At 77.1% G+C, this 25,229-nt stretch carries 25 protein-coding genes and 1 riboswitch; of the genes, 22 read left to right on the top strand and 3 right to left on the bottom strand.

From position 1 onward, the window contains the following. The first annotated feature begins 45 nt into the window (after positions 1–45). The 15 genes from EDC03_RS06370 to EDC03_RS06300 all read left to right on the top strand — a co-directional run bounded on the left by EDC03_RS06370 (position 46) and on the right by EDC03_RS06300 (position 15,431). Positions 46–342, top strand: coding sequence for a DUF503 domain-containing protein (locus EDC03_RS06370; protein WP_123379396.1), 297 nt, complete (start codon positions 46–48; stop codon positions 340–342). 142 nt (positions 343–484) lie between these two features. Further along, positions 485–1,042: a 30S ribosome-binding factor RbfA gene (gene rbfA / locus EDC03_RS06365; RefSeq protein WP_123379395.1), complete on the top strand. Its 558-nt coding sequence runs from the start codon at positions 485–487 to the stop codon at positions 1,040–1,042. Then, the gene (truB, locus tag EDC03_RS06360) at positions 1,039–2,007 is read left to right on the top strand and encodes a tRNA pseudouridine(55) synthase TruB (RefSeq protein ID WP_123379394.1); all 969 of its coding nucleotides are present in this window, start codon (positions 1,039–1,041) and stop codon (positions 2,005–2,007) included. The genes rbfA and truB overlap by 4 nt, the downstream gene beginning before the upstream one ends. Positions 2,008–2,121: 114 nt before the next feature. Continuing rightward, positions 2,122–3,621: a sugar porter family MFS transporter gene (locus tag EDC03_RS06355; RefSeq protein ID WP_123379393.1), complete on the top strand. Its 1,500-nt coding sequence runs from the start codon at positions 2,122–2,124 to the stop codon at positions 3,619–3,621. Positions 3,622–3,751: 130 nt separating this feature from the next. Then, a complete protein-coding gene (locus tag EDC03_RS06350) occupies positions 3,752–4,726 on the top strand; it encodes a bifunctional riboflavin kinase/FAD synthetase (RefSeq protein ID WP_123379392.1) in 975 nt (324 codons plus the stop codon). 142 nt (positions 4,727–4,868) lie between these two features. Then, on the top strand, positions 4,869–6,260 hold the full coding sequence (locus EDC03_RS06345) for a M14 family zinc carboxypeptidase (RefSeq protein WP_123379391.1): 1,392 nt from the start codon (positions 4,869–4,871) through the stop codon (positions 6,258–6,260). A 191-nt stretch (positions 6,261–6,451) separates the two neighbouring features. Further along, positions 6,452–6,721: a 30S ribosomal protein S15 gene (rpsO, locus tag EDC03_RS06340; RefSeq protein WP_123379390.1), complete on the top strand. Its 270-nt coding sequence runs from the start codon at positions 6,452–6,454 to the stop codon at positions 6,719–6,721. 313 nt (positions 6,722–7,034) lie between these two features. Then, on the top strand, positions 7,035–9,275 hold the full coding sequence (locus tag EDC03_RS06335) for a polyribonucleotide nucleotidyltransferase (RefSeq protein ID WP_123379389.1): 2,241 nt from the start codon (positions 7,035–7,037) through the stop codon (positions 9,273–9,275). Then, positions 9,275–10,636 carry a M16 family metallopeptidase gene (locus EDC03_RS06330; RefSeq protein ID WP_123379388.1) on the top strand — a complete coding sequence of 454 codons (1,362 nt, stop codon included), beginning with the start codon at positions 9,275–9,277 and terminating at the stop codon, positions 10,634–10,636. Before EDC03_RS06335 ends, EDC03_RS06330 begins: the two co-directional genes overlap by 1 nt. A gap of 112 nt (positions 10,637–10,748) precedes the next feature. Then, complete coding sequence (locus tag EDC03_RS06325; RefSeq protein ID WP_123379387.1) at positions 10,749–11,216, top strand: hypothetical protein; 468 nt, start codon at positions 10,749–10,751, stop codon at positions 11,214–11,216. A 103-nt stretch (positions 11,217–11,319) separates the two neighbouring features. Beyond that, positions 11,320–11,468, top strand: a riboswitch (FMN riboswitch). Positions 11,469–11,655: 187 nt separating this feature from the next. After that, positions 11,656–12,312: a riboflavin synthase gene (locus EDC03_RS06320; protein ID WP_123379386.1), complete on the top strand. Its 657-nt coding sequence runs from the start codon at positions 11,656–11,658 to the stop codon at positions 12,310–12,312. Then, positions 12,309–13,712: a GTP cyclohydrolase II gene (gene ribA / locus EDC03_RS06315; RefSeq protein WP_123379385.1), complete on the top strand. Its 1,404-nt coding sequence runs from the start codon at positions 12,309–12,311 to the stop codon at positions 13,710–13,712. The genes EDC03_RS06320 and ribA overlap by 4 nt, the downstream gene beginning before the upstream one ends. Continuing rightward, entirely contained in the window at positions 13,709–14,212 is a 504-nt protein-coding gene (gene ribH, locus EDC03_RS06310) for a 6,7-dimethyl-8-ribityllumazine synthase (RefSeq protein ID WP_123379384.1), read from the top strand. The genes ribA and ribH overlap by 4 nt, the downstream gene beginning before the upstream one ends. Further along, positions 14,209–14,997 (top strand): 4-hydroxy-tetrahydrodipicolinate reductase, encoded by a 789-nt coding sequence (gene dapB, locus EDC03_RS06305; RefSeq protein ID WP_123379383.1) that lies wholly within the window; start codon positions 14,209–14,211, stop codon positions 14,995–14,997. Before ribH ends, dapB begins: the two co-directional genes overlap by 4 nt. Further along, positions 14,997–15,431, top strand: a complete 435-nt coding sequence (locus EDC03_RS06300) for a hypothetical protein (protein ID WP_123379382.1) — start codon at positions 14,997–14,999, stop codon at positions 15,429–15,431. Before dapB ends, EDC03_RS06300 begins: the two co-directional genes overlap by 1 nt. 2 nt (positions 15,432–15,433) lie before the next feature. Here the strand turns inward: EDC03_RS06300 and EDC03_RS06295 are convergent, their stop codons facing one another. Further along, positions 15,434–16,405 (bottom strand): hypothetical protein, encoded by a 972-nt coding sequence (locus tag EDC03_RS06295; RefSeq protein WP_123379381.1) that lies wholly within the window; start codon positions 16,403–16,405, stop codon positions 15,434–15,436. A 103-nt stretch (positions 16,406–16,508) separates the two neighbouring features. Next, a complete protein-coding gene (locus EDC03_RS06290; RefSeq protein WP_123379380.1) occupies positions 16,509–17,747 on the bottom strand; it encodes a heparan-alpha-glucosaminide N-acetyltransferase domain-containing protein in 1,239 nt (412 codons plus the stop codon). A 246-nt stretch (positions 17,748–17,993) separates the two neighbouring features. On the opposite strand from EDC03_RS06290, the gene EDC03_RS06285 reads away from it, so the two are divergent. From EDC03_RS06285 to EDC03_RS06255, 7 genes are all read left to right on the top strand, one after another. Beyond that, positions 17,994–18,758 (top strand): HAD-IA family hydrolase, encoded by a 765-nt coding sequence (locus tag EDC03_RS06285; protein WP_123379379.1) that lies wholly within the window; start codon positions 17,994–17,996, stop codon positions 18,756–18,758. Between the two features lie 98 nt (positions 18,759–18,856). Beyond that, on the top strand, positions 18,857–19,600 hold the full coding sequence (gene thyX / locus EDC03_RS06280; protein WP_123379682.1) for an FAD-dependent thymidylate synthase: 744 nt from the start codon (positions 18,857–18,859) through the stop codon (positions 19,598–19,600). Beyond that, the gene (locus tag EDC03_RS06275) at positions 19,597–20,760 is read left to right on the top strand and encodes a Gfo/Idh/MocA family protein (RefSeq protein WP_199720000.1); all 1,164 of its coding nucleotides are present in this window, start codon (positions 19,597–19,599) and stop codon (positions 20,758–20,760) included. The genes thyX and EDC03_RS06275 overlap by 4 nt, the downstream gene beginning before the upstream one ends. Beyond that, complete coding sequence (locus tag EDC03_RS06270) at positions 20,753–21,457, top strand: ThuA domain-containing protein (RefSeq protein WP_123379378.1); 705 nt, start codon at positions 20,753–20,755, stop codon at positions 21,455–21,457. The genes EDC03_RS06275 and EDC03_RS06270 overlap by 8 nt, the downstream gene beginning before the upstream one ends. 112 nt (positions 21,458–21,569) lie before the next feature. Further along, on the top strand, positions 21,570–22,976 hold the full coding sequence (locus tag EDC03_RS06265; RefSeq protein ID WP_422393796.1) for a class II 3-deoxy-7-phosphoheptulonate synthase: 1,407 nt from the start codon (positions 21,570–21,572) through the stop codon (positions 22,974–22,976). A gap of 121 nt (positions 22,977–23,097) precedes the next feature. Continuing rightward, positions 23,098–24,114 carry a threonine aldolase family protein gene (locus tag EDC03_RS06260; RefSeq protein ID WP_123379680.1) on the top strand — a complete coding sequence of 339 codons (1,017 nt, stop codon included), beginning with the start codon at positions 23,098–23,100 and terminating at the stop codon, positions 24,112–24,114. After that, complete coding sequence (locus EDC03_RS06255) at positions 24,111–24,803, top strand: molybdopterin-dependent oxidoreductase (RefSeq protein WP_241967062.1); 693 nt, start codon at positions 24,111–24,113, stop codon at positions 24,801–24,803. Before EDC03_RS06260 ends, EDC03_RS06255 begins: the two co-directional genes overlap by 4 nt. Positions 24,804–24,816: 13 nt before the next feature. Here the strand turns inward: EDC03_RS06255 and EDC03_RS06250 are convergent, their stop codons facing one another. Beyond that, entirely contained in the window at positions 24,817–25,209 is a 393-nt protein-coding gene (locus tag EDC03_RS06250) for a DUF1304 domain-containing protein (protein WP_123379376.1), read from the bottom strand. Positions 25,210–25,229: the final 20 nt, after the last annotated feature.

The following is a 25,229-nucleotide window of genomic DNA, read 5'->3' as shown; positions in this document are numbered from 1 at the left end:
CCCGCCGGGCTCGTCCCGGGCCACCGGCCACCGAGGAGGGGACCCGTGTTCGTCGGCGCGCTCGTGCTCGACCTGCTCCTGCCCGCCGACGTGGGCTCCCTCAAGGCCAAGCGCGCCGTCGTCCGGCCGCTCGTCGCCGCGCTGCGGCGGCTCGAGGTCTCCGTCGCCGAGACGGGGGCCCTCGACCTCCACCGCCGCGCGGAGGTGTCGGTCGGCGTCGTCGCGGCCGACGCCGCCCGGGTCGGGGAGGTCCTCGACCGCGCCGAGCGCGTGGCCGCGGACCGCCCCGAGCTGCAGCTGCTGCAGGCGCGCCGCCTCGTGCGGTCCGACACCGACGACTGAGCGGGCGAGGCCGTCGAGCCGACGGCCACGACCGGGGCGACCGGGCAGGCCCGGCCGCCCGCACCACCCGACCGACCTGCCCGCGGGCTGCCGCGGGCGACCACCGGCGGGGCCCAGGCCCCGCCACCGCCGAGGAGGACCGATGGCCGACCCCGCGAGGGCCCGCAAGCTCGCCGACCGCATCAAGGTGGTGGTCGCCGAGACGCTCGAGCGCCGCATCAAGGACCCGCGGCTGGGCTTCGTCACCATCACGGCCGCCCGGGTGACGGGCGACCTCCAGCACGCGACGGTCTTCTACACGGTCTTCGGCGACCAGTCGGAGAAGCAGGACACGGCGCAGGCGCTCGCCAGCGCCCGGGGCGTGCTGCGCGCGGAGGTCGGCCGCCGCACCGGCGTCCGGCTCACGCCGACCCTGGAGTTCGTCGAGGACGCCGTCCCCGAGAACGCCCAGGCGATCGAGGACCTCCTACGCGCCGCCCGCGAGCAGGACGCCGCCGTCGCGGGCCTCGCCGCGTCCGCCGAGTACGCCGGCGAGGCGGACCCGTACCGCCCCGAGGCCGACCTCGAGGACGACGAGGACGACGACGACCTCGAGGACGACGAGGTCGAGGACGTCGCGCACGACCCCGACGCCCGCCCCGGGCCGGAGCGCCTCGGCGACGACGTCCTCGACCCCGACGTGCGGGCCCGCCGCCGGTGAGCCGCCGCGGCGACCTGTCGACGGAGGGCCCGGGCGGACTCCTCGTCGTCGACAAGCCGCAGGGCTGGACGAGCCACGACGTCGTCGCGCGGCTCCGCCGGGTCGCGGGCACCCGGCGGGTCGGCCACGCGGGCACGCTCGACCCCCTGGCGACGGGCGTGCTCGTCGTCGGGGTCGGGCGGGCCACGCGGCTGCTCACCTACCTCGTCGGCGCGGACAAGGCGTACGACGCCGTCGTCCGGCTGGGGGAGTCGACCACCACCGACGACGCCGAGGGCGAGCCGCTCCCCGACGTCGGCACGCCGGCCGGCGCGCGCGACGTCGACCCGGACGGGGAGCCGCTCCGGGCCGGCGTCGCGGCGCTCACCGGTGCGCTGCAGCAGGTCCCGAGCTCGGTGTCGGCCATCAAGGTCGACGGGCAGCGCGCCTACGCGCGGGTGCGCGGCGGCGAGGAGGTCGTCCTGGCCGCACGCCCCGTCACCGTCTCCGCCTTCGACGTCCACGGGGCCGCCCGGGCGACCGGCGTCACCGGCCGTCCCGTCCTCGACCTCGACGTCACGGTCGTCGTCAGCTCCGGCACCTACGTGCGGGCGCTGGCCCGCGACCTCGGCGCCGCGCTCGGCACGGGCGGGCACCTCACCGCCCTGCGGCGCACCCGTGTGGGGCCCTACGGGCTCGACGGCGCCCGCACCCCCGACGAGCTCGCCGCCGAGGCCGACGCCGGGCCGCTGACGAGCCTGCTGCCCGTCGCCGACGCGGCGGCGGCGGCCTTCGGCGTCCGCCGGCTGACCGCCGACGAGGCGGCCGACCTCGCGCACGGCCGCCGCCTGGCGCCCGACCCCGACGGCCCCGCGGGCACCGAGGCCGCCCCCGTCGCCGCCGTCGCCCCGGACGGCACCCTCGTGGCGCTCGTGCGCGACGAGCGGGGCGTGACCCGCCCCGTCCTCGTCCTCGCCCCCGCCTGACCGCGCGGGCCCGCTTCCGCCCCGTGCCCCGGGCTGCGCGAGCGGCGCACGGGGAGTAGGACGGACGAGCGCACCGGCACCCCGGCGACGCACGTCGAGCGGGTGGGAGCACCGGTGAGCAGCCAGGACGCACGGCAGGGCAGGGGCGGGGACGCCGCCCGCGGGGGAGAGGCGCCCCTCGAGGAGCACCACGGCAAGGTCATCGCGCTCGCGGTGGCCGCGGCCGTCGGCGGGTTCCTCTTCGGCTTCGACTCCTCGGTCATCAACGGCGCCGTCGACGCCGTCGGCGAGCAGTTCGGCCTCGACGCCATCGTCGTCGGCGTCGTCGTGGCCGTCGCCCTCGTGGGCGCCGCGGCCGGCGCCTGGTTCGCGGGCACGCTGGCCGACCGCATCGGGCGCACCCGCGCGATGGTGGTCGCGGCCTTCCTCTTCACCATCTCGTCGATCGGGTCGGGCTTCGCCTTCGCCGCGTGGGACCTCGCGCTGTGGCGGGTGATCGGCGGCGCCGGCATCGGCATGGCGTCCGTCCTCGCCCCCGCCTACATCGCGGAGATCTCGCCCAGCGCGATCCGCGGGCGCCTCGCCTCGTTCCAGCAGCTCGCCATCACGCTCGGCATCTTCACGGCGCTGCTGTCCAACGCCTTCCTCGCCGGCCAGGCGGGCGGGGCCGGCGCCGACCTGTGGGGGCTCGAGGCCTGGCGCTGGATGCTCCTCGCGGGCGTCGTGCCGTCCGTCGTCTACGGCGTGCTCGCGCTGCTCATCCCCGAGTCGCCGCGCTACCTCGTCTCCCGCGGCCGCACGCAGGAGGCGCTGCGCGTCTTCCGCGACAAGCTCGACCTGCGCCGCCCGGACGCGATGGTCGCGGAGATCCGCAAGAGCCTCCAGCGGGACGACCGCCCGTCCATGCGGGACCTCCGCGGCCCGCGGTTCGGGCTCCAGCCCGTCGTCTGGGTGGGCATCATCCTGTCGGCGCTGCAGCAGCTCGTCGGGATCAACGTGATCTTCTACTACTCGACGACGCTGTGGCAGTCGGTCGGCTTCGCCGAGTCGGACTCCTTCTCGATCTCCGTCGGCACCGCGGTGCTCAACGTCCTCGTCACCCTCGTGGCCGTCGCCTTCGTCGACAAGGTCGGCCGCAAGCCCCTGCTCCTCGCCGGCTCGGCGGGCATGGCCCTCGGGCTCGGCGCCGTGACGGTGGCCTTCACGCAGGCGCAGCTCGTCGACGCCGGGGACGGCACGACGACGGCCACGCTCGGCTCCCCGTGGGGCGTCATCGCCCTCGTCGGGGCCAACCTCTTCGTCGTCGCCTTCGGCGCCTCGTGGGGACCGGTCGTCTGGGTCCTCCTGGGCGAGATGTTCCCCAACCGCATCCGCGCCGCCGGCCTGGCCGTGGCCGCGGCCATGCAGTGGGTGGCCAACTTCGCCGTCACCGTCAGCTTCCCCGTCATGTCGCAGGACGTGTCCCTGTGGGCGACGTACCTCATGTACACGGTCTTCGCCGTCATCTCGTTCTTCTTCGTCAAGATCAAGATCACCGAGACGAAGGGCAAGTCGCTGGAGGAGATGGGCCAGGACGCGCCCGCCGCGGCGACGGCGGGCGAGCCGCGCCGCTGACACCCGGGCCCGCCCCCGACGGCGGGGGCGGGCCGTGGCGTGCCGCCGCGGGCTGGCACAGTGGGCGGTGCGGGCGGTGCCCGCCCCGCCGGCCACCGCCGGCGGCAGCAGCAGGAGGAGGGCGCCCCGCGTGGAGCGCTGGACCCGGCTGGGGGACGTGCCCCTGGCCCCGCAGGGCTCCGTCGTCGCCGTCGGCAACTTCGACGGCGTCCACCGCGGCCACCGCGTCCTCGTCGACGAGGTCGTCGCCCGCGCCCGGGCGGCGGGGCGCCGCGCGCTCGCGGTGACCTTCGACCCCCACCCGCTCCAGGTCCTGCACCCCGACCGCGCGCCCGCGCTGCTGACAGGGATGGCGGAGCGGCTGGACCTGCTCGAGGGCACCGGTCTCGACGGCGTCGTCGTGCTGCCCTTCGACCACGCGCTGGCCGCACGGACGCCGCGCCAGTGGGTGCACGAGGACCTCGTCGGGGCCCTCGGCATGCGCGTCGCCGTCGTCGGCCACGACGTCCGCTTCGGCGTCGGGAACTCCGGCGACCTCGCGGTCATGCACGCGCTCGCGGCCGAGGTGGACCTCGAGGTCGTCGTCCTCGACGACGCCGTGTCCGACGGGCGGCGCTGGTCCTCCTCCTGGGTGCGCGAGCTGCTGGCCGCCGGCGACGTCCGCGGGGCCGCCGCGGTCCTCGGCCGCCCGCACCGCGTCGTCGGGGAGGTCGTCCACGGCGACCACCGCGGCCGCGAGCTGGGCTACCCCACGGCCAACCTCTCGGCGGACGCCGAGGGGCTCGTGCCCGCCGACGGCGTCTACGCCGGGTGGCTGACCGCGCTGGGGGACGGCCGTCCCGGCGGCGGCGTGCGCGCCGGCGAGCGCCGGCCGGCCGCGGTGTCGGTGGGGACCAACCCGACCTTCGACGGGCTCGAGCGACGGGTCGAGGCCTTCGTGCTCGACGTCCCGGCGGGCGCGCCCCTCGACCTCTACGGCGTCCGGGTGCGGGTCGAGCTCGTCGAGCGGCTGCGGGACACGTTGCGCTTCGACGGCGTGGAGGCGCTCTGCGACCAGATGGCGCTCGACGTCGCGACGGCCCGTGAGGTCCTCGCCGCCGGCTGAGCGCGACGGCCCGTGGTGGGCACCACGCGCCGACCCCCTTGACCGGGGGTGCACCGGGTGGTCGGGTGAGCATGTCCGCTTCGCCCACCTCGGCCCGGTACGTCCACGAGACGCCGGGCTCCCCCCACGCCAGGAGCCGTCCGTGCAGCGTCGCCCCTCCGCTCCCTCGTCCGCCCGCCGCCGCAGCCTCGTCGCCGTCGGCCTCGGCGCGGTCCTCGCCCTCACCGGCGCCCCCGTCGCCGCGGGGGCGGCGGACGCGCCCGAGGCCCCCGTCACGGCCCTGGCCGCCGCCGAGCCCGTGCTGCCCGCGGACGCCCCCCGCACGGGCTTCGAGACGTCCGGCGGTGCGGCGTGGACGACCCTCGAGGAGGAGCAGAGCTTCCTCGCGGCGGTCGACGCGGCGAGCGACCGCGTCGGCATCAGCACGCTGGCCACGACGGCCGCCGGCCGTCCGATCCAGCTCGTGCAGATCGGCACCCGCCAGCTCTCGGCGCGCGAGGTGGCCCAGCGCCCGAGCATCCTCGTCACCTGCCTCCAGCACGGCAACGAGCCGGCCGCCCGCGAGGGGTGCCTCGAGGTCGTCCGCGACGTCGCCCTCGACACGAGCCCCGCCACGCAGCAGCTCCTGCGCCGGTCGACCGTCCTCGTCGTCCCCACCGTCAACCCCGACGGCCGCGCGGCCAACACGCGCGCCAACGCCGACGGCGTCGACGTCAACCGCGACCACCTCGCGCTCGAGACGCTGGAGGCGCAGACGATCGCCGCGCTCGTGCGCGACTACGACCCGGAGATGGTCGTCGACGTCCACGAGTACGGCGGCCGGGCCGACGTCTACGACCGCGACCTCATCCGCCTGTGGCCTCGCAACCTCAACGTCGACGAGGGCCTGCGGGCGCGCGCCGTCGAGCTGGCCGACGACTTCATCGACCCGGCGGTCGAGGCCGAGGGCTGGAGCACCGGCGTCTACGGCATCTGGAACGGGCCGGGCGGCGAGCCGATCGCGCAGGTGGCGGGCGACGGCGACGAGCGGATCATGCGCAACGCCGTCGGCCTCAAGCACACGGTGGGCCAGCTCACCGAGTCCCAGACCCGGGCGCTGACGGCCGAGGAGCAGGCGGACCCGACCGTCAACACCAACCGCCGCGTCGACACGAACGTCCTCGCGCTCCGCGGCTCGCTCGACATGCTCCGCACCCAGGGCGCGGAGCTGCGCCGCGAGACCGCGGCCGCCGAGCGGGAGGCCGCGCGGCTCGGCGCGGCGGGGGAGGGCTACATCCGCTTCGGGGGTGCGGACAACGTGCTGCCGACGTCGTCCGAGCTCCTGCTCGACCCGCCGTGCGCCTACGACCTCACCGGCGAGCAGCTCGACGCCGTGAGCAGCACGCTGTCGCTCCACGACATCCGCGTGGTGGAGCGGGCCGACGGGACCGCGCGGGTGCCCATGGGCCAGCCGGCGCGGGGCGTCATCCCGCTGCTGATGGACGAGCGGGCCGCCTACGACCTCGTCCAGGCGACGCCGGTCGACTGCGCCTGACCTCCCGGCCCCGGCCGGTGCCCGGCCGTCCCGTGAGGACGGCCGGGCACCACCGCGGGCGCCGACGGCCGCGCGCGGAGGTCCGCGGACGCCGCGCTGCTACCCTGGGAGAGCCGTCCGATCGGCCGCGGACCCAGAGAGCCCGGGTGGACCCGCCCCGGCGCACCGCGCAACGAACCCCAGGGAGAGCAGTGCCCCTCGACAGCGCCACCAAGCAGCGCATCATGACCGAGTACGCCACGCACGAGGGCGACACCGGCTCGCCGGAGGTGCAGGTCGCGATGCTGACCCAGCGCATCACCGACCTGACCGAGCACCTCAAGGAGCACAAGCACGACCACCACAGCCGCCGCGGGCTGCTGCTGCTGGTCGGCCAGCGCCGCCGCCTCCTCGGCTACGTCGCGAAGCAGGACGTCAACCGCTACCGCGACCTCATCGCGCGTCTCGGCCTCCGCCGCTGACGCCCCGACGCCGCCCCTCCTGCGAGGGGCGGCGTCGCCGCGTCCGGGGCTGACCCGGCGCGGCCGCACCACCGGCACGACCTGCACCTGAGCAGGAGCACCACCAGCACCACCAGCAGGGGCCCAGGCCCCGCCGCGACCCGGCCGGACGCCGGGCACCGCGAGCCCCGCGCGTCGACGCGCCGGCCCGCCGGTCCTCGGTGGTGGCCCCCGGGAGGGCGCGAGAGCGCCGGGCCCGTGGGCCTCGATCGGGTACTGGCCTCCGGCCGTCGTCGCCCCGGCACCCCACCAGCGACGAACAGGAGCCTCCTTCGTGGAGACCACCCCCAGCGCCGTCGAGACCGTCATCGACAACGGCTCCTTCGGCACCCGCACCATCCGCTTCGAGACCGGGCGCCTCGCCCGCCAGGCCGCCGGCTCCGTCGCGGCCTACCTCGACGGCGAGTCGATGCTCCTGTCGGCCACCACGGCCGGCAAGCACCCCAAGGACCACTTCGACTTCTTCCCCCTCACGGTGGACGTCGAGGAGCGCATGTACGCCGCCGGGCGCATCCCCGGCTCGTTCTTCCGCCGCGAGGGCCGCCCCGGCACCGACGCGATCCTCACCTGCCGCCTCATCGACCGGCCGCTGCGCCCGTCCTTCGTCTCGGGGCTGCGCAACGAGGTCCAGGTCGTCATCACGGTCCTCGCGCTCGACCCCGACGACGCCTACGACGTCCTCGCGATCAACGCGGCGTCGCTCTCGACGCAGCTCTCGGGCCTGCCCTTCTCCGGCCCCATCGGCGGCGTCCGCGTGGCGCTCGTCGACGGGCAGTGGGTCGCCTTCCCCAAGCACAGCCAGATGGAGCGCGCCGTCTTCGACATGGTCGTCGCCGGCCGCGTCGTCGGTTCCGGCGACTCCGCCGACGTCGCGATCATGATGGTCGAGGCCGAGGCCACCGAGGGCTCGTGGCACCTCGTCTCCGAGGGCGCCACCAAGCCGACCGAGGAGGTCGTCGCGGCCGGCCTCGAGGCCGCCAAGCCCTTCATCGCGCAGCTCTGCGCGGCGCAGCAGCAGCTCGCCGACGGCGCCGCCAAGGAGACCGTCGAGTTCCCCCGCTTCCTCGACTACGACGACGACGTCTTCGCCGCCGTCGAGCAGGCGGGCACCGAGCGCCTCGCGCAGGCCCTCACCATCGCCGGCAAGCAGGAGCGCGAGGCGGAGATTGACGCCGTCAAGGACTCGGTGCGCGGCGAGCTCGCCGACGCCTTCGAGGGCCGCGAGAAGCAGGTCTCCGCCGCCTTCCGCTCGCTGACGAAGAAGCTGGTCCGCCAGCGCGTCCTGCGCGACGGCGTCCGCATCGACGGCCGCGGCCTCGCCGACATCCGCACCCTCGGTGCCGAGGTCGAGGTCATCCCGCGCGTCCACGGCTCCGCGCTCTTCGAGCGCGGCGAGACGCAGATCCTCGGCGTCACGACGCTCAACATGCTCCGCATGGAGCAGCAGATCGACCAGCTCGGCCCGGTGACGCGCAAGCGGTACATGCACAACTACAACTTCCCGCCGTTCTCCACCGGCGAGACGGGGCGCGTGGGCTCGCCCAAGCGCCGCGAGATCGGCCACGGCGCGCTCGCCGAGCGGGCGCTCGTGCCGGTCCTGCCGAGCCGCGAGGAGTTCCCCTACGCGATCCGCCAGGTCTCCGAGGCGCTGGGCTCCAACGGCTCGACCTCGATGGGCTCGGTCTGCGCCTCGACCCTGTCGCTGCTCAACGCCGGTGTGCCGCTGCGCGCCCCGGTCGCCGGCATCGCCATGGGCCTCATCACCGACACGGTGGACGGCGAGACCCGCTACGCGGCGCTCACGGACATCCTCGGGGCCGAGGACGCCTTCGGTGACATGGACTTCAAGGTCGCCGGCACCAAGGAGTTCGTCACGGCGATCCAGCTGGACACCAAGCTCGACGGCATCCCCGCCTCGGTGCTCGCCGGTGCCCTCACGCAGGCCCGCGACGCCCGCCTGCACATCCTCGACGTCATGGCCGAGGCCATCGACGCGCCCGACGAGATGAGCCCGCACGCGCCGCGCGTCATCTCCGTCCAGGTCCCCGTCGACAAGATCGGCGAGGTCATCGGCCCGAAGGGCAAGATGATCAACCAGATCCAGGACGAGACCGGCGCCGACATCTCCATCGAGGACGACGGCACGGTCTACATCGGCGCGACGGACGGCCCGTCCGCCGAGGCGGCGCGGTCGATGGTCAACGCCATCGCCAACCCGCAGATGCCGGAGGTCGGCGAGCGCTTCGTCGGCACCGTCGTGAAGACGACGACGTTCGGCGCCTTCGTCTCGCTCACCCCGGGCAAGGACGGCCTGCTCCACATCTCGCAGATCCGCAAGATGGTGGGCGGCAAGCGCATCGACTCCGTCGACGACGTCCTCGGGGTCGGCCAGAAGGTCCAGGTGCAGATCGCCGAGATCGACCCGCGCGGCAAGCTGTCGCTCGAGCCGGTGCTCGCCGAGGGCGCCGAGGACGGCGACGCGCAGGGCGCCCAGGCGGAGGCCGCCAACATCTGATGCCGGTCCCCCTGGCCTCCCTCGGCACGCCCTCGGGCGTCGCCGAGACCGACGCCGCCGGGCGGGAGGGTGCGCGCGTCCGCCGCACCGTCCTGCCCGGCGGCGCCGTCGTCCTCACCGAGGCGGTCCCCGGGCTCCGCTCGGCGACCCTCGGCGCGTGGGTCGGCGTCGGCAGCCGCGACGAGGCCGACCACCAGCGGGGCTCGACGCACTTCCTCGAGCACCTGCTCTTCAAGGGCACCGGGCGCCGGTCGGCGATGGACATCGCCGCGGCGTTCGACGAGGTGGGCGGCGACGCCAACGCCTCGACGGGCAAGGAGAACACCTCCTACTACGCCCGGGTGCTCGACACCGACCTGCCCGTGGCGGTCGACGTCACGCTCGACATGGTCACCTCGGCGTCGCTGCGCGCCGAGGACGTCGACGGCGAGCGCGGCGTCATCCTCGAGGAGCTCGCGGCCGCCGAGGACGACGACGACGACGTCGCGCACGAGCGGTTCTCGCTGCTCGTGCACGGCGACACACCGCTCGGCCGCCCGATCGGCGGGACGCCCGCCGACATCGAGGCGGCCACGCGCGACGCCGTCGAGGCGCACTACCGGCGCCACTACGTGCCGGAGGGCCTCGTCGTCACGGCGGCGGGCGGCCTCGAGCACGACGCCGTCTGCGCGCTCGTCGAGCAGGCCCTCGCCCGCGCGGGGTGGCCGGCGGGGGCGGACGCCGTCCCGCTGCCGCGGCGCACCGGCGGCCCGGCGGGGGAGCCCCTGCCGAGCACGCTCCGCCCCGGCGGAGTGCTGACCCTCGAGCGGGACACCGAGCAGGCGCACGTCCTCCTCGGCGGGCCGGGCCTCACGGCGACCGACGAGCGCCGCTGGGTGCTCGGCGTCCTCGTGGCCGTCCTCGGCGGCGGCATGAGCTCGCGCCTCTTCCAGGAGGTCCGCGAGCGCCGGGGCCTGGCCTACTCGACGTACGCCTTCGACGCGGGGTACAGCGACGACGGGCTCTTCGGCCTCTACGCCGGGTGCACGCCGTCGCGGGTGCCGCAGGTGACCGAGCTGCTCGCCGAGCAGTGGGCCCTCCTGGCCCGCGACGGGCTCGGCGAGGACGAGCTGCGCCGCGGCAAGGGCCAGCTCTCGGGCTCGCTCGTCCTCGGCATGGAGGACTCCGGCGCGCGCATGACCCGCCTCGCGCGGGCCGAGCTCGTCCACGGCCGCTTCACGGGTGTCGACGAGTCGCTCGCCCGCATCGCGGCCGTCACGGCGGACGACGTCGTGGCGCTCGCCGGCGAGCTGCTCGCCGCCCCGCGCTCCCTGCTCGTCCTCGGCCCCTTCGACGACGACCCGGTGCCCGTCGCCCCCTGACGGCGCGCCAGGGACGGACGGACGGCAGGTACCCGACCGCGGGGACCTGCCGTTCGTCGCTCCCGGCGGCGCGCGCCCGGAACCGCCCGGCGGCCGGGGGCGTCCGAGGCGCGTGCGCCGTCGCCGGGTCCTCGTCCCCCTCGTGCTGCTCGCCGTCCTGGGGGGCGCCGCCGCGGCGGCGCCGGTCGAGCCCGACCCCCCGCCGTCCGCCGTGGGCGGCGAGCCCTGGCTGCTCGCGCCACGGGAGATCGACGCCGGCACGCCCCGGGCGGCGGACGTCACCCACGTCCCCGGGGACGAGGTGCTGCGGACGCCGACCTCTCTGCGCGTGACGACCTACGGGAGCAGCAGCTGCCCCGCGCTCGTGGACCGGTGGCGACCGGACGGGCCACGGCGGCTCGTCGTCACCGTCGACGTCGCCCCGGCACGGGCCTGCACGGCGGACCTCGGGCCCACCGTCTCCTGGGTGACCCTGCCGGTCGAGCTGCGGGACGTGCCCGGGCTCGAGGTGGTCCTGGTCCGCCCGAGCCCGGGGGTGGACGAGCGGGACTCCGTCGGCTCCGTCCACGTGCTGCGCTGACGCCTCCGGCGTGCGCCGTCCCCGGTCGGGCCTGCGCGGTACGCACCCGGCCGCGGACGGTGGCACCATAGGAGGGCTCGACGTGGCCAGCGCCCCGTCCAGCGCGTGCTCCCGGGGTCGGTGCAATTCCGAACCGGCGGTGACAGTCCGCGAACCGCGGTGACCCCGCGCCCTCCAGGCGCGACGGCCGCCACGGCCGAGCCGGTGGAACTCCGGGACCGACGGTGAGAGTCCGGAGGGGAGGCAGCACGCGGTGGCCCGGTGGTGCGCAGCGCGCCGTCGTCCCGCCGCGGGCTCCCCGCCGGCGTGACGACGTCGTCCGCGCACCCCTGCTCACCGACCGCCCCGACCGGCGGAGCTGCCTCCCGCACGACCCCTCCGGGGCCCGCGCCGGCCCGGACGTCCCGGCCCGTGGGCCCGGCGTCAGGAGGAGGAGCGGATGTTCACGGGCATCGTGGAGGAGCGCGGCGAGGTCGTCGCGATCGAGGTGGCGGGGGACGACGCGCGGCTGCGCGTGCGCGGCCCGCGCGTGACGGAGGACGCCCGCGAGGGCGACTCGATCAGCGTGGACGGCGTCTGCCTCACCGTCGTGGGCGAGGCCGCGGACGGCGTCCTCACCGCCGACGTCATGGGGGAGACGCTGCGGCGGACCGCCCTCGGGGCCCGCCGCCCGGGCGACCCGGTCAACCTCGAGCGGGCGCTGCGCGCCGACGCGCGGCTCGGCGGCCACGTCGTCCAGGGCCACGTCGACGGCGTCGGCCACCTCCTCGCCCGCACGCCGGGGGAGCGCTGGGACCTCCTGCGCTTCTCCGTCCCGACGTCGCTCGCGCGCTACGTCGCGGAGAAGGGCTCCATCACCGTCGACGGCGTCTCGCTGACGGTCACGGGCGTCGGCGACGACGGCCCGGCCGAGGGTCCCGGCGGCCTGGACCTCGCCGCGGAGCGGTCCTGGTTCGAGGTAGGGCTCATCCCGACGACGCTGACGGCCACGACGCTCGGCGCCCGCGCCGTCGGGGACGCCGTCAACCTCGAGGTCGACGTCCTCGCCAAGCACGTCGAGCGGCTGCTCACCGGCCCCGGGGCGGTGGCCCGATGAGCGGCCCGCGGCCCGTCGGCCCCGAGGACCTGCCCGGCACCGTCGAGGTGCCCGCCGCCGAGGCGGGCGAGACCGGCCCCGACGCCGTGACCGTCGACGCCGAGCGGCCCACCGTCCGGGTCGACGACGTCGCCGACGCCCTCGCGGCGCTGGCCGCCGGGCGGCCCGTCGTCGTGCTCGACGGGGTGGACCGCGAGGACGAGGGCGACCTCGTCGTCGCGGCGTCGCTCGCGACGCCCGAGACGGTGGCCTTCGTCGTCCGCTGGACGAGCGGCCTCCTCTGCGCGCCGATGACCCCCGAGGTCGCCGACCGCCTGGCGCTGCCGCTCATGGCGGCCCCCTTCGCCGGCGCGGGCGGCGACGCCCACGGCACGGCGTACACGCTCACCGTCGACGCGCTCGAGGGCACGACGACGGGCATCAGCGCGACCGACCGCGCCCGCACCCTCGCGGTCCTCGCCGACCCGGCGAGCCGCCCGGCCGACCTGCGCCGTCCCGGCCACGTGCTGCCCCTGCGCGCCCGGGCCGGGGGCGTGCGCGAGCGGCCCGGCCACACCGAGGCCGCCGTCGACCTCTGCCGCCTCGCCGGTCTCCCGCCGGTCGGGCTCATCGCCGAGATCGTCGACGACGCCGACCCCCGCGGCGGCATGCTCCGCGGCGAGGGCTGCCGTGCCTTCGCCGACGCGCACGACCTGCCGCTCGTGACGATCGGGCAGGTCGCCGAGCACCTCGCCGCCGTCGACGCCCCGCAGGAGCCCCCGGCCGAGCAGGGGCGCGTCGTCCGCGGGGCCGTGGCGAGCCTGCCGACGGCGTCCGGCCGCTTCACCGCCCACGCCTTCGTCGAGCCGGCGACGGGCACCGAGCACGTCGCCCTCGTCCCCGAGGCGCCGGGCGGCGGGCGCCGCGGGCTCCCCGCGGACGACGTCCTCGTGCGCGTGCACTCGGAGTGCCTCACCGGCGACGCCCTGGGCTCGCGGCGCTGCGACTGCGGCCCCCAGCTGCGCGCCGCCCTGGCCGCGGTGGCCGCGGAGGGCGACGGCGTGGTGGTGTACGTCCGCGGCCACGAGGGCCGGGGCATCGGGCTGGCCGCCAAGGTGGCCGCCTACGCCGAGCAGGACGAGGGCGCGGACACGGTCGAGGCGAACCTGCGCCTCGGGCTGCCGGCCGACGCCCGCGAGTACGGCGCACCGGCCGCGGTGCTGCGCGCGCTGGGCGTGCGGAGCGCCCGGCTGCTGACGAACAACCCGGAGAAGGAGGCAGGCGTGGCGGAGCACGGCGTCGTCGTGAGGGGGAGGGTGCCGCTCGTGGTGCCCGCGGGCGCCGAGGCGGCCCGCTACCTCGAGGTCAAGCGCGACCGCATGGGCCACGTCCTCCCGCTGCACGGGCTGGTGGGCGCATGAGCGGCGAGGGCGCGCCCCGTCCCGCGCTCGCCGGGGCCGGGCACCTGCGGGTCGCCGTCGTCGCGGCGTCCTGGCACGAGGAGGTCATGGGCGGGCTCCTGGCCGGCGCCCGCGCCGCGCTGGACGACGCCGGCGTCACCGACGTCCTCGACGTCCGCGTGCCCGGCACGGTCGAGCTCGGCGTCGCCGCGGCCCGGCTCGCGCCCGTCGTCGACGTGGTCGTGGCCCTCGGCGTCGTCGTCCGGGGCGGGACGCCGCACTTCGAGTACGTCTGCCTGTCCGCCACCCAGGCGCTCACCGACGTCGCCGTCCGCACCGGCGTCCCCGTCGGCTTCGGCGTGCTGACCGTCGACACCGTCGAGCAGGCCCTCGACCGGGCGGGCCTGCCCGGCAGCCGCGAGGACAAGGGGCGGGAGGCCGTCGAGGCGGCCCTCGCGACGGCGCTGGCGCTCGACGCCGTCGCCCCGCGCGCCGCACGTCCGGCCGGGCCCGCGGCGTGAGCGCCCTGCGCGTCGCCGTCCTCGGGGCGGGCGGCCGGATGGGGGCGGCGGCCTGCCGCGCCGTCGACGCCGCCCCGGACCTCGAGCTCGTCGCCCGCGTGCACCGCGGGGACGACCTCGACGACGTGCTCGGTGCGGCGCGGCCCGACGTCGCCGTCGTCCTGACCGTGCCGGACGCGGCGCCGGCCCAGGTCGACTGGTGCGTGCGCCACGGCGTGCACGCCGTCGTCGGGACGACCGGGTGGGACGAGGCCCGGCTCGCCGCCGTCCGGGGCGCGCTCGGGGAGGAGCCGCGCACCGGCGTCCTCGTGGCGCCCAACTTCGCCCTCGGCGCGGTGCTGGCCATGCGCTTCGCCGCCCAGGCCGCCCGCTTCTACGAGTCCGTCGAGGTCGTCGAGCTCCACCACCCCGACAAGGTCGACGCGCCCTCGGGCACGGCGGTGCGCACCGCCCGGCTCGTCGCCGAGGCCCGCCGCGCCGCCGGCGTCGGCCCCTCGCCGGACGCGACGACGAGCGGCCTCGACGGCGCCCGCGGCGCGGACGTCGACGGCGTCCGGGTCCACAGCGTCCGGCTGCGCGGGCTCGTCGCGCACGAGGAGGTCCTCCTCGGCGCGCCGGGCGAGCAGCTGACGATCCGTCACGACTCCTTCGACCGGGAGTCGTTCATGCCGGGCGTGCTCCTCGGCGTCCGGACGGTCGCGGACCATCCGGGCCTCGCCGTCGGGCTCGACCACCTGCTCGACCTGGACGGGCCCGGCCCGGGGCCCGGCAGGGCGGGGGCGTAGTGCGCACCAAGGTCGTCGTCGGCGTCCTGCTCGCGCTGTCCCTGCTCTACCTGGGGCTGCTCGTGCAGCAGGGGGTGCGCCTGCTGTCGACGGGCGAGCCGGTCGGCGTCGGGCTGGGCCTCGCCGTCCTCCTCGTGCCCCTGCTGTGCGGGTGGGCGGTGCTCCGCGAGCTCCGTTTCGGCCTGGCGACGCAGCGGCTGGCCCGCGAGCTCGACGCCGCCGGCGCCCTCCCCGTCGACGACCTGCGCCGTCGCCCCTCCGGCCGCGTCGTCCGCGAGGACGCCGCCCGCCTCTTCGAGGCGTCGAGGGCCGAGGTCGACGCCGCCCCCCACGACTGGGCGAGCTGGTTCCGCCTCTCGCTGGCGTACGACGCCGCCGGCGACCGCCGCCGCGCCCGCGCCGCGGCCCGGCACGCGATCTCCCTCCACGCCTGACGTCACCCGGCGAGGTGTGTGCGTCGATGTGACGGCAGACCGTCAGATCGACACGCAGACGTCCCGAGATGACGGCGCAGCAGCGCGGCGACCCGCGCGGCGTCGACCCGGAGGGCGCGGGCGGGCAGGCGGAGGACGACGTCGCCGGCCGCCGCCACCTCGGCGGCCCGCAGGAGGTCGTCGTACCAGCGCGACTCGTCGAGGTGGCCGACCCCGTCCACCTCGAGGAGGACGCACGTGCCGTCGGCGCGGCGCCACAGGGCGTCGAGGTAGCGCACCCGGCCGGCCGCGTCGTGCCGCCGCACCTGCTGCTCCGGCGGTGGGAGGCGGTGACGGCGCACGAGGCGGAGGAGGTCGACCTCGCTCAACGCCTGCGAGCCGCCGGCGACGTCGGCGAGCACCTTCAGCACCTCGGCGCGGTGCCGCCAGGGCGACGAGCCCCGGGCGTCCGCTTCGGCGAGCAGGCGCTCGGCGGTCGTCAGCCGCTGCTGCACCACCGCGGCGACGAGGCCGCCGGCCGTCCGGGCGGCCGCCGACCACGCGGCGGCGTCGAGGGCGGCCCGTTCGACCCGGTGCACGGGCAGGCCGCCGCGGTGCGTGACCGCCGCACCGTCCGGGTCCGTCGTCGTCCGCCGTCGCACCCACGGCGGGACGGCGCGTCCGGCGGAGCGAGGCACGACGACCTCGACGGCGTCGCGGGGCCACCCGTCGAGCCCGTGGACCGCCAGGGCGGTGAGACCGCCGAGCACGCCGTCGGTGGTCAGCACCGCCGCCCACCGCCGCTCGGTCGCCCCCAGGGGGCCGCGGTGCAGGACGACGCAGCGGGGGCCCGCCGTCTGCCACAGGCCCGCTCGCACCCGACGCGCGACGACGCCCGGCCCGACCCCGTGCTCGGCCAGCTGCCGTCGCGACACGCACCGTGCCTGGGCGTCGGCGACGGCCTCGAGGACCGGGGGCAGGAGGTGCCGCTGCACGGGGGGAGGGTGGCGCAGCGGCGCCGTCGGTGCGGGTGCGCCTGTGGACGCCGGAGGGGTGCGCGTCGATGTGACGGCAGACCGTCAGATCGACGCGCACACCTCAGCGGAGGCCGCTCCTCGCGGCCCGGCTCGCGGAGGCGACGAGGGCCTCGAGGGGGCCGCGCAGGCCGGTGAGCTGCCAGAGGCAGCCGAGGACCAGCAGCCCGACGACCTGCAGCGCGTAGACGGTGCCCTCGGACGGCGGGATGCCGCCGCCGGCCTCCCACGCCCGGAGGAGGCCCAACGAGAGCACGTGCAGCGAGTAGAGCGTCAGCGTCATCGAGCCGGCCGCGGCCAGCGGCCAGAGCAGCCACCGGACCACGCGGGGGAGGTGCTGCGCGGCGAGGACGAGGACGCCCACGACGACGAGCGCCGAGCCGGCGACCCCGGCCAGGTCCACCGGGGTGCCGCTGTGGGGGGCGTCGACGACAAGCCACCACCAGGTCGTCGTCGGCGTGGTGCCGTAGAGGCCGGTCTGCAGGGACGTGACGAGGTCGCCGGACGAGCCGTAGAAGCCCTCGGGGAACGAGAGGAAGGGCAGGGCGACGGGCGTCAGCACGCCGGCGACGACGGCCGACCCTGCGGCCGCCACGAGCCCGCCGAGGGCGACGAGGGCGGTCGTCGACGCGCGGCGCAGGTCCAGGCGGCCGACGCCGAGGCCGAGGACGACGAAGCCCGCCCAGGACAGGACGGGGTAGTACCCGGTGAGGAAGAGCTCGCCGACCATGAGACCGGGGTCGGCGAGCGACGCCAGCGACGTGCTGGCGCCCGGGCCGACCGGCAGGAGCCCGGCCCCGACCACGGCGTCGCGGAGCGGGTGCAGCAGGACCGGCACGACGAGCAGCCACGCCGCGCCGAGGGGCAGGAGCCGCCGCGGGCCCCAGCCGAGCACGGGCAGCACGAGCAGGAAGAGCAGCCCGTAGTTGACGAGGATGACCGCGACGGGGGCGCCGAAGGACCCGACGACGAGCCCGATCGCCGCGACGACGACCGCGCGCGCCGCCGTCCCGAGCCGGGCGGCGACGAGGCCGCGGCCGGCGGGGGCGCGCGTCCCGCCCGTCGCGAGGGCCAGCGAGACGCCCGCGAGGACGGCGAAGAGGGCCGAGGCGCGCCCCGCGGCCACGAGCGCCGTCGCGGTCGGCTCCTCGAGGAAGGTGGCCTCGTCGAGGACGGACAGCGCGAGCACGTGCGTCGCGACCATGCCGAGCAGGGCGACCCCCCGGGCGGCGTCGACGCCGACCAGCCGCGACGGCGCCCGCAGGCGCGCACCGGGGGACGAGCGGACGGCGGGGGCGGTCACCCGGGGATGCTCGCACGCGGTCCGGCGCCGGGGGCCCCGACGGCGGGAGAGCGCCGATCTGCCGGGAGAGGGCCACCCCGACGGCAGGAGGGCGCCGATGTGCCGGCAGGAGGCCGGTCCCGTGGCAGGAGGGCGCCGATGTGCCGGAGGGGACGGCGAGGGGACGGCGGGAGGGGGCCGAGGTGGCCGGGAGCGCGGCCACGCCGGGCGGCGGTCGCGGGCCCCGGTCGCCGTAGGGTCGCGCGCATGGCCGAGACCGCTGCGCCCGAGACCACCGCCGGCCCGCCGCCGCCCGACGGGACGGCCCCCGAGCCCGTCGACGAGCCGGCCGCGCCGCCGGCCCCCGCGGCCGCCGGCACGGACCTCTACCCCGGCCGGGGGCCCTTCGCGGCCGTCCTCTTCGACATGGACGGCACGCTCATCGACTCCACCCCGTCCGTCGAGCGGTGCTGGGCGCGCTGGGCCGAGGCCGAGGGCGTTCCGCTCGAGCGGCTCCTCGGGTGGCACGGCGTCCCGGCCCGCGCCATCGCCGCGGCGCTCGTCCCCGCGGAGCGGGTGCCCGACGCGGTGCGCCGCATCGAGGCGCTCGAGGTCGCCGACACCGACGGCATCACGCCGCTGCCCGGCGCCGCCGAGGCCCTCGCCGCCCTGCCGGCCGGGCGGTCGGCCATCGCGACGTCGTGCACGCGCCCGCTCGCGGCCGCGCGGGTGGCGGCCTCCGGCATCACGGCGCCGTCCGTCCTCGTCACGGCCGACGACGTCACCCACGGCAAGCCCGACCCGGAGCCCTTCCGGCTGGCCGCCGAGCGGCTGGGCGTCGACCCGGCCCGCTGCCTCGTCGTCGAGGACGCGCCCGCCGGCCTCGCCGGGGCCCGCGCCGCCGGCTGCGCCACCCTCGCCGTCACGACGACGACGCCGCCCGACGGCCTCGACGCGGACGTCGTCGTGCGCGACCTGGCCGCCGTCCGGCTCGTCGTGGACGACGACGGCGTCACGGTGGTGGCGGCGTGAGCGCCGCCGGCGGCACGCCCGAGCAGGAGGTCGCCCGCCAGGAGCAGGTCCAGGGCGCGGCGGCTCCGGCCGCGCCGGACGGCGCCGGCGGCCCCGCCGTGCCCGAGCCGGTCTTCCGCAGCGACGTCACCGTCGAGCTGGTGCGCTCCAGCGCGTCCGACGCCGACGTCCTCTTCGCCGCGCGGGTGTCCACCCGCGGCGAGGCGAGCCTCGACGACCTGCGGGCCCTCGGGACGGGGGCGGTGGACGAGAAGGCACGGGCGCGCGCGGCCGGGCTCGTCAACTACCTCATGCGGGACCGCCACGGCAGCCCGTTCGAGCACACGTCGATGACCTTCTACGTCCAGGCGCCGATCTTCGTGTTCCGCGAGTTCATGCGGCACCGCATCGCCTCCTACAACGAGGAGAGCGGGCGCTACCGCGAGCTGCGCCCCGTCTTCTACGTGCCCGGCCCCGAGCGCCGTCTCGTCCAGGAGGGCAAGCCCGGCGCCTACCGCTTCACCGCGGGGACGCCGGAGCAGCACGCCCTCGTGGACGCGGAGGTCCGCGCGTCCAGCACCCGCGCGTACGAGGCCTACCGCGCCATGCTCGACGCCGGCGTGGCCCGGGAGGTCGCGCGCGTCGTCCTGCCCGTGACGACGTACTCGTCGATGTACGTGACGATGAACGCGCGGGCCCTCATGAACTTCCTCTCGCTGCGCACGCGGCGGGAGGGCTCCACGTTCCCCTCCTTCCCGCAGCGGGAGATCGAGATGTGCGCCGAGGTGATGGAGGAGGTCTGGCGCGGGCTCATGCCCGTCACGGCCGAGGCCTTCGAGCGGAACGGGCGGGTGGCCCCGTGAGCGGCGGCCTGGCCGCCCCGTGGCGGGTCGGCCTCGTCGGCGCCGGCTTCATCAGCGGCCAGTACTCCGCGTGCCTGCGGCGCCTGCCCCAGCTCGAGCTGGCGGCCGTCGTCGACAGCGTCCCCGGCCGCGGCGAGGCGCTCGCGGCCGAGCACCCCGGGGCCCGCGCGGTGGGCCTCGACGAGATGCTCGCGGCGGACGACGTCGACGTCGTGCTCGTCCTCACCCCGCCCGCGGCGCACGCCGAGGTGGCGCTGCGCGCGATCGCCGCCGGCAAGCACGTCTACGGCGAGAAGCCGCTCGCGACGACGCGGGAGGACGCCCGGCGGGTGCTCGGCGCCGCCGGCGCCGCGGGCGTGCGGGTCGGCTGCGCCCCCGACACGGTGCTCGGCACGGGCGTGCAGACCGCGCGCGCGGTGGTGGGGGCCGGGAGCATCGGCGTCCCGCACAGCGCGACCGTCGTCATGACGACCCCCGGCCACGAGCGCTGGCACCCGGACCCCGACTTCCACTACGCCGCCGGCGGCGGCCCGCTGCGCGACATGGGCCCGTACTACCTCTCCACCCTCGTCCACCTGCTGGGACCGGTGGCGCGCGTCGTCGGCGCCTCGGCCCGGCCGCGGGCCACGCGCACCATCGCCGACGGCCCCCGCGCGGGCACGACGCTGCCCGTCGAGGTCGACACGTACGTCACCGGCGTCCTCGAGCACGTCTCGGGCGCGCTGACGACGCTCGTCATGAGCTTCGACACGTGGTCGTCCCGGCTGCCGCCCGTCGAGGTGCACGGCACGGAGGGCTCGCTCCAGGTCCCCGACCCCAACCACTTCGACGGCCGGGTCGAGCTGGCGCCGGCGTCCGCGGTGCCGCTGCGCGGCCAGCACTGGGAGGACGTCGGCCCGCTCGCCGGCCTCGTCGGCGCGGGCCGCGGGTACGGGCTGGCGGAGATGGCGCTCGCGGCGGCCGCCGGGACGCCGCACCGCGCCTCCGGCGAGGTGGCCGAGCACGTCCTCGACGTCACGGTGTCGCTCGAGGAGGCGGCCGCGGGCGGCGGCGGCGTGACCACCCGGACGGCCGGCGCGCCGCCGTCCGCCGTCGACGGGCTGCTCGACCTCGCCGCCCCGGCTCCCGGGCACGTCGGCCGGGCGGTGACCCGTGGCTGAGCGGCGCGCCCTCGTCGTCCGCGGCGGCTGGGAGGGGCACCACCCCGTCGCCGCGACCGAGCTCTTCCTCCCGCACCTGCGGGAGCACGGCTTCGACGTCCGGGTCGAGGAGGGCCCCGCCGTCTACGCCGACGCGGACGCCATGGCGGGCCTGGACCTCGTCGTCCAGTGCGTGACGATGTCGACCGCCACGGACGCCGAGGTCGCCGGGCTCCGCGCGGCCGTCGCGGCCGGCACGGGCCTCGCGGGCTGGCACGGCGGCATCGCCGACTCCTACCGCGCGTCCGCGGACTACCTGCACCTCGTCGGCGGGCAGTTCGCGTGCCACCCCGGTCGCCCGGCGGAGGAGCACGTCGGCGGGCCGGAGGACAACTACGTGCCGTACCGGGTCGAGATGACGCCCGCGGCCGCCGACCACCCCGTCACCGCGGGCCTGGGCGACTTCGACCTCGTCACGGAGCAGTACTGGGTCCTGGCGGACGGCTACTGCGACGTCCTCGCCACGACGACGCAGGCGGTGCGCCCCGGCGACCCGTGGCACCGGCCGGTCACGTCGCCGGCCGTGTGGACGCGGCGGTGGGGCGCGGGCCGCGTGTTCGTGGCCACCCCGGGGCACGACCCCGACGTCCTGCGGCAGCCGCCCGTCCGCACGCTCGTCGAGCGCGGGATGCTGTGGGCCGCAGGAGCGCTCGGCTGACGGAGCGGCCCGGACCGCCCCGGGGCCCGGCGGCGGGGGCGGGGCGGGGCCTCCGCGGCGCCGGTCCCACCCGACGGACCGGTGGTCTGGACGGGTCGCCGTGGCACCTACCCTGACGGCCGTGAGCACCGCGCCCGCCGCCGCCCGCCCTGCCGCCGGAGCCGTCCCGCCGGGGACCGCGTCCACGCCCGCCGACGCCGGTCTCGACGCGTACCGCTCCCTGCCGCGCGTGCAGCAGCCGTCGTGGCCGGACGGCGCCGCGCTCGAGGCCGCCACCGCCCAGCTGTCCGCGCTGCCGCCGCTGGTCTTCGCCGGCGAGGTCGACCGGCTGCGGGACCGCCTCGCCGAGGCCGCGCAGGGGAAGGCCTTCCTCCTCCAGGGCGGCGACTGCGCGGAGACCTTCGCCGACGCCACCGCCGACGCCATCCGCCGCCGGGTCAAGACGGTGCTGCAGATGGCCGTCGTCCTCACCTACGGCGCGAGCCTGCCCGTCGTGAAGATGGGGCGGATGGCGGGCCAGTTCGCCAAGCCGCGCAGCAGCGACGACGAGACCCGCGAGGGCGTGACCCTGCCCGCCTACCGCGGGGACGCCGTCAACGGCTTCGCCTTCACGCCCGAGGCGCGCACGCCCGACCCGCAGCGGCTCGTGCAGGCGTACCACACGGCCGCGAGCACGCTGAACCTCATCCGCGCCTTCACGACGGGCGGCTTCGCGGACCTCCGCCAGGTGCACGAGTGGAACCGCGGCTTCGTCGGCAGCACCGCGACGTCGCGCTACGGCGAGCTCGCCGGCGAGATCGACCGCGCGATGGCCTTCATGGCCGCGTGCGGCGCCGACTTCGACGCGCTGCGCGCGACGGAGATGTTCGCGAGCCACGAGGCGCTGCTGCTCGACTACGAGCGGGCGCTCACCCGGATCGACTCGCGGACGCAGCTGCCGTACGACGTCTCGGCGCACTTCCTGTGGATCGGGGAGCGCACGCGCCAGCTCGACGGCGCGCACGTCGACCTCCTCGCGCGGGTCCGCAACCCCATCGGCGTCAAGCTCGGCCCGACGACGACGCCCGAGCAGGCGCTCGCCCTCGCCGACCGGCTCGACCCCGAGGGCGAGCCGGGGCGCCTGACGTTCGTCACCCGCATGGGCGCCGGGACGATCCGGGACGCCCTGCCGCCCCTCGTCGAGGCCGTGCGGGCAGCTGGCCGGACTCCCTTGTGGATCTGCGACCCCATGCACGGCAACACCTTCACCTCGCCGTCGGGCTACAAGACGCGCCGCTTCGACGAGGTCGTCGACGAGGTCCGCGGCTTCTTCGAGGTGCACCGCGGCCTCGGCACGGTGCCGGGCGGCCTCCACATCGAGCTGACGGGCGACGACGTCACGGAGGTCCTCGGCGGCGTCGAGGACATCGACGACGCCGCGCTGGCCACGCGCTACGAGACGCTGTGCGACCCGCGCCTCAACCACCAGCAGTCCCTCGAGCTGGCCTTCCTCGCGGCGGACATGCTGCGGGGCCGGTGAGCGCGTGAGCACCACCACCGCGCCCCCGGCGCCCGCCCCCGCGACGTCGGGGCGGGCCCCCCGCGCCGGCGACGACCCCGTCGACCTGCGCTCGGACACCGTCACCCGGCCCACCGCCGCCATGCGGCGGGCGATCGCCGAGGCGGTCGTCGGCGACGACGTCTACGGCGAGGACACGACGACCGCCGCCCTCGAGCGCCGCGTCGCGGACCTGCTCGGCCACGAGGCGGGCCTGTTCGTGCCCACCGGGTCGATGGGCAACGTCCTCGGCGTCGCGACGCTCGTGGCCCCCGGCCAGGAGCTGCTGTGCGACAGCCTCGCCCACGTCGTCCGGGCCGAGCTGGGCGCCCACGCCGCGCTCGCCGGCGTGACGACGCGCACGTGGCCGTCCCAGCGGGACGGCGGCCCCGTGGGCCTCGTCGACGTCGACGCCGTCACGGCGATGATGACGCCGGACGCCGGGCCCTACCTCGTCTCCACCGCGGCGGTGGCGGTCGAGAACACGCACAACTTCGGCGGCGGCACCGTGACGCCGCTCCCGGTGCTGCAGGAGCTGCGTGAGCAGACCCGCGCCGCCGGCGTGGCCGTCCACCTCGACGGCGCGCGGCTGTGGAACGCCGCGGTCGCGGACGGCCTCGGCCTCGCGGGCCTCGCCGGTTACGGCGCCGTCGCCGACACCGTCTCGGTCTGCCTGTCGAAGGGGCTCGGGGCGCCCGTCGGCTCGGTCCTCGTCGGGAGCGCCGAGCGCATGGCGCGGGCCCGCACCCTCCGCAAGCGGATGGGCGGCGGCATGCGCCAGACCGGCGTCCTCGCCGCCGCCGGCCTCCACGCGCTCGACCACCACGTCGACCGGCTCGCCGAGGACCACGCCCGCGCGCGGCGTCTCGCCGAGGCGTGCGCGCAGGCGCGGCCCGGGTGCGTGGACCCCGCCGTCGTGCGCTCGAACATCGTCGTCCTCGACGTCGACGACGCCCCCGGCCTCGCCGCCGCGGCCGCCGCGGCCGGCGTCCGCGTGTCGGCCCTCGGGCCGCGCGTGCTCCGGCTCGTCACCCACCTCGACGTCGACGACGCGGACGTGGGCCGGGCCGCCGAGGTCCTCGCGGGCCTCCTCGCCCCCGACGGGGGGCGGACGGCGTGACGGACGGGGGAGGGGGGCCCCCGGCCGCGCACGGGGACGGCCACGGCGGGCAGCGGGCGCCGCACGACCTCACGGGGCCGCTCGCCCCCTACCGGAGCCCGCGGACGTTGCCGCCGGGCCAGCAGGCCCTGCCCGACCTGCCCGTCATGCACTACGGCCGCGTGCCCCGGCACCGCCCCGAGCGCTGGCGCCTCACCGTCGAGGGAGCCACCCGCGACGGCGAGCGCCACGACCTCGACATGGCGGCCTTCGAGGCCCTGCCGCGCACGAGCGTGCGCGCCGACCTCCACTGCGCCGCCCGCTGGTCGGTCCTCGACAACGAGTGGTCCGGCGTGGCGACGCGCACGCTCGTGGAGGCCTACCCGCCGGCCGACGACGTCGTCGGCGCCCTCGTCTACGCCGAGTACGGGTACTCGGCGACGGTGCGCCTCGAGGACCTCACGTCGCCGCGCACGCTGCTGGCCACCCACCGTGGCGGCGAGCCGCTCACCCCCGAGCACGGCCACCCCGTGCGGCTCGTGCTGCCGCACCTCTACTCCTGGAAGGGCCCCAAGTGGTTCCGGGGCTGGGAGTACGTCACGGAGGTCAAGCGCGGCTTCTGGGAGGAGCGGGGCTACCACGCCGTCGGCGACTGCTGGCGGCAGGAGCGCTACTCCTACCAGGAGGAGGAGGAGCCCGGCCGCGGCTGAGGCACCCGCCCGGTCACCCGGTGGCCGCCCCCAGCGCCACGAGCAGCACGGCCAGCAGCGGCAGCGTGCCCTGGCGCAGCGCGGCGCCCCGGTGCGGGCGCGAGGACAGCAGGAGGACGGTCGCGGCGGCGAGCATGCAGCCCGTCCCGGCGAGGACGAGCGTCAGTCCCGCCGTGCGCCCGCCGGCCGCCGTCACGAGCAGCCCGAGGATCACGAGGACGGCCAGGAAGAGGTTGTAGAAGCCCTGGTTGTAGGCGGAGAACTTCGTGGCGCGGGCGTCCGCCACGCTCCCGGTGCGGAAGACCGCCCGCGCCCGCGCGCTCTCCCAGGCGAAGCTCTCGAGGTAGAAGATCACGACGTGGAGCGCGGCCGCGGCGGCGGCGAGCACGAGTCCGAGGGCCAGCACGCGGGCATCGTCCGCGCCCG

Origin of the sequence: Pseudokineococcus lusitanus (assembly GCF_003751265.1) — a bacterium.
GTDB lineage: Bacteria > Actinomycetota > Actinomycetes > Actinomycetales > Quadrisphaeraceae > Pseudokineococcus > Pseudokineococcus lusitanus.
This window is presented reverse-complemented; position numbering and strand designations above follow the sequence as displayed.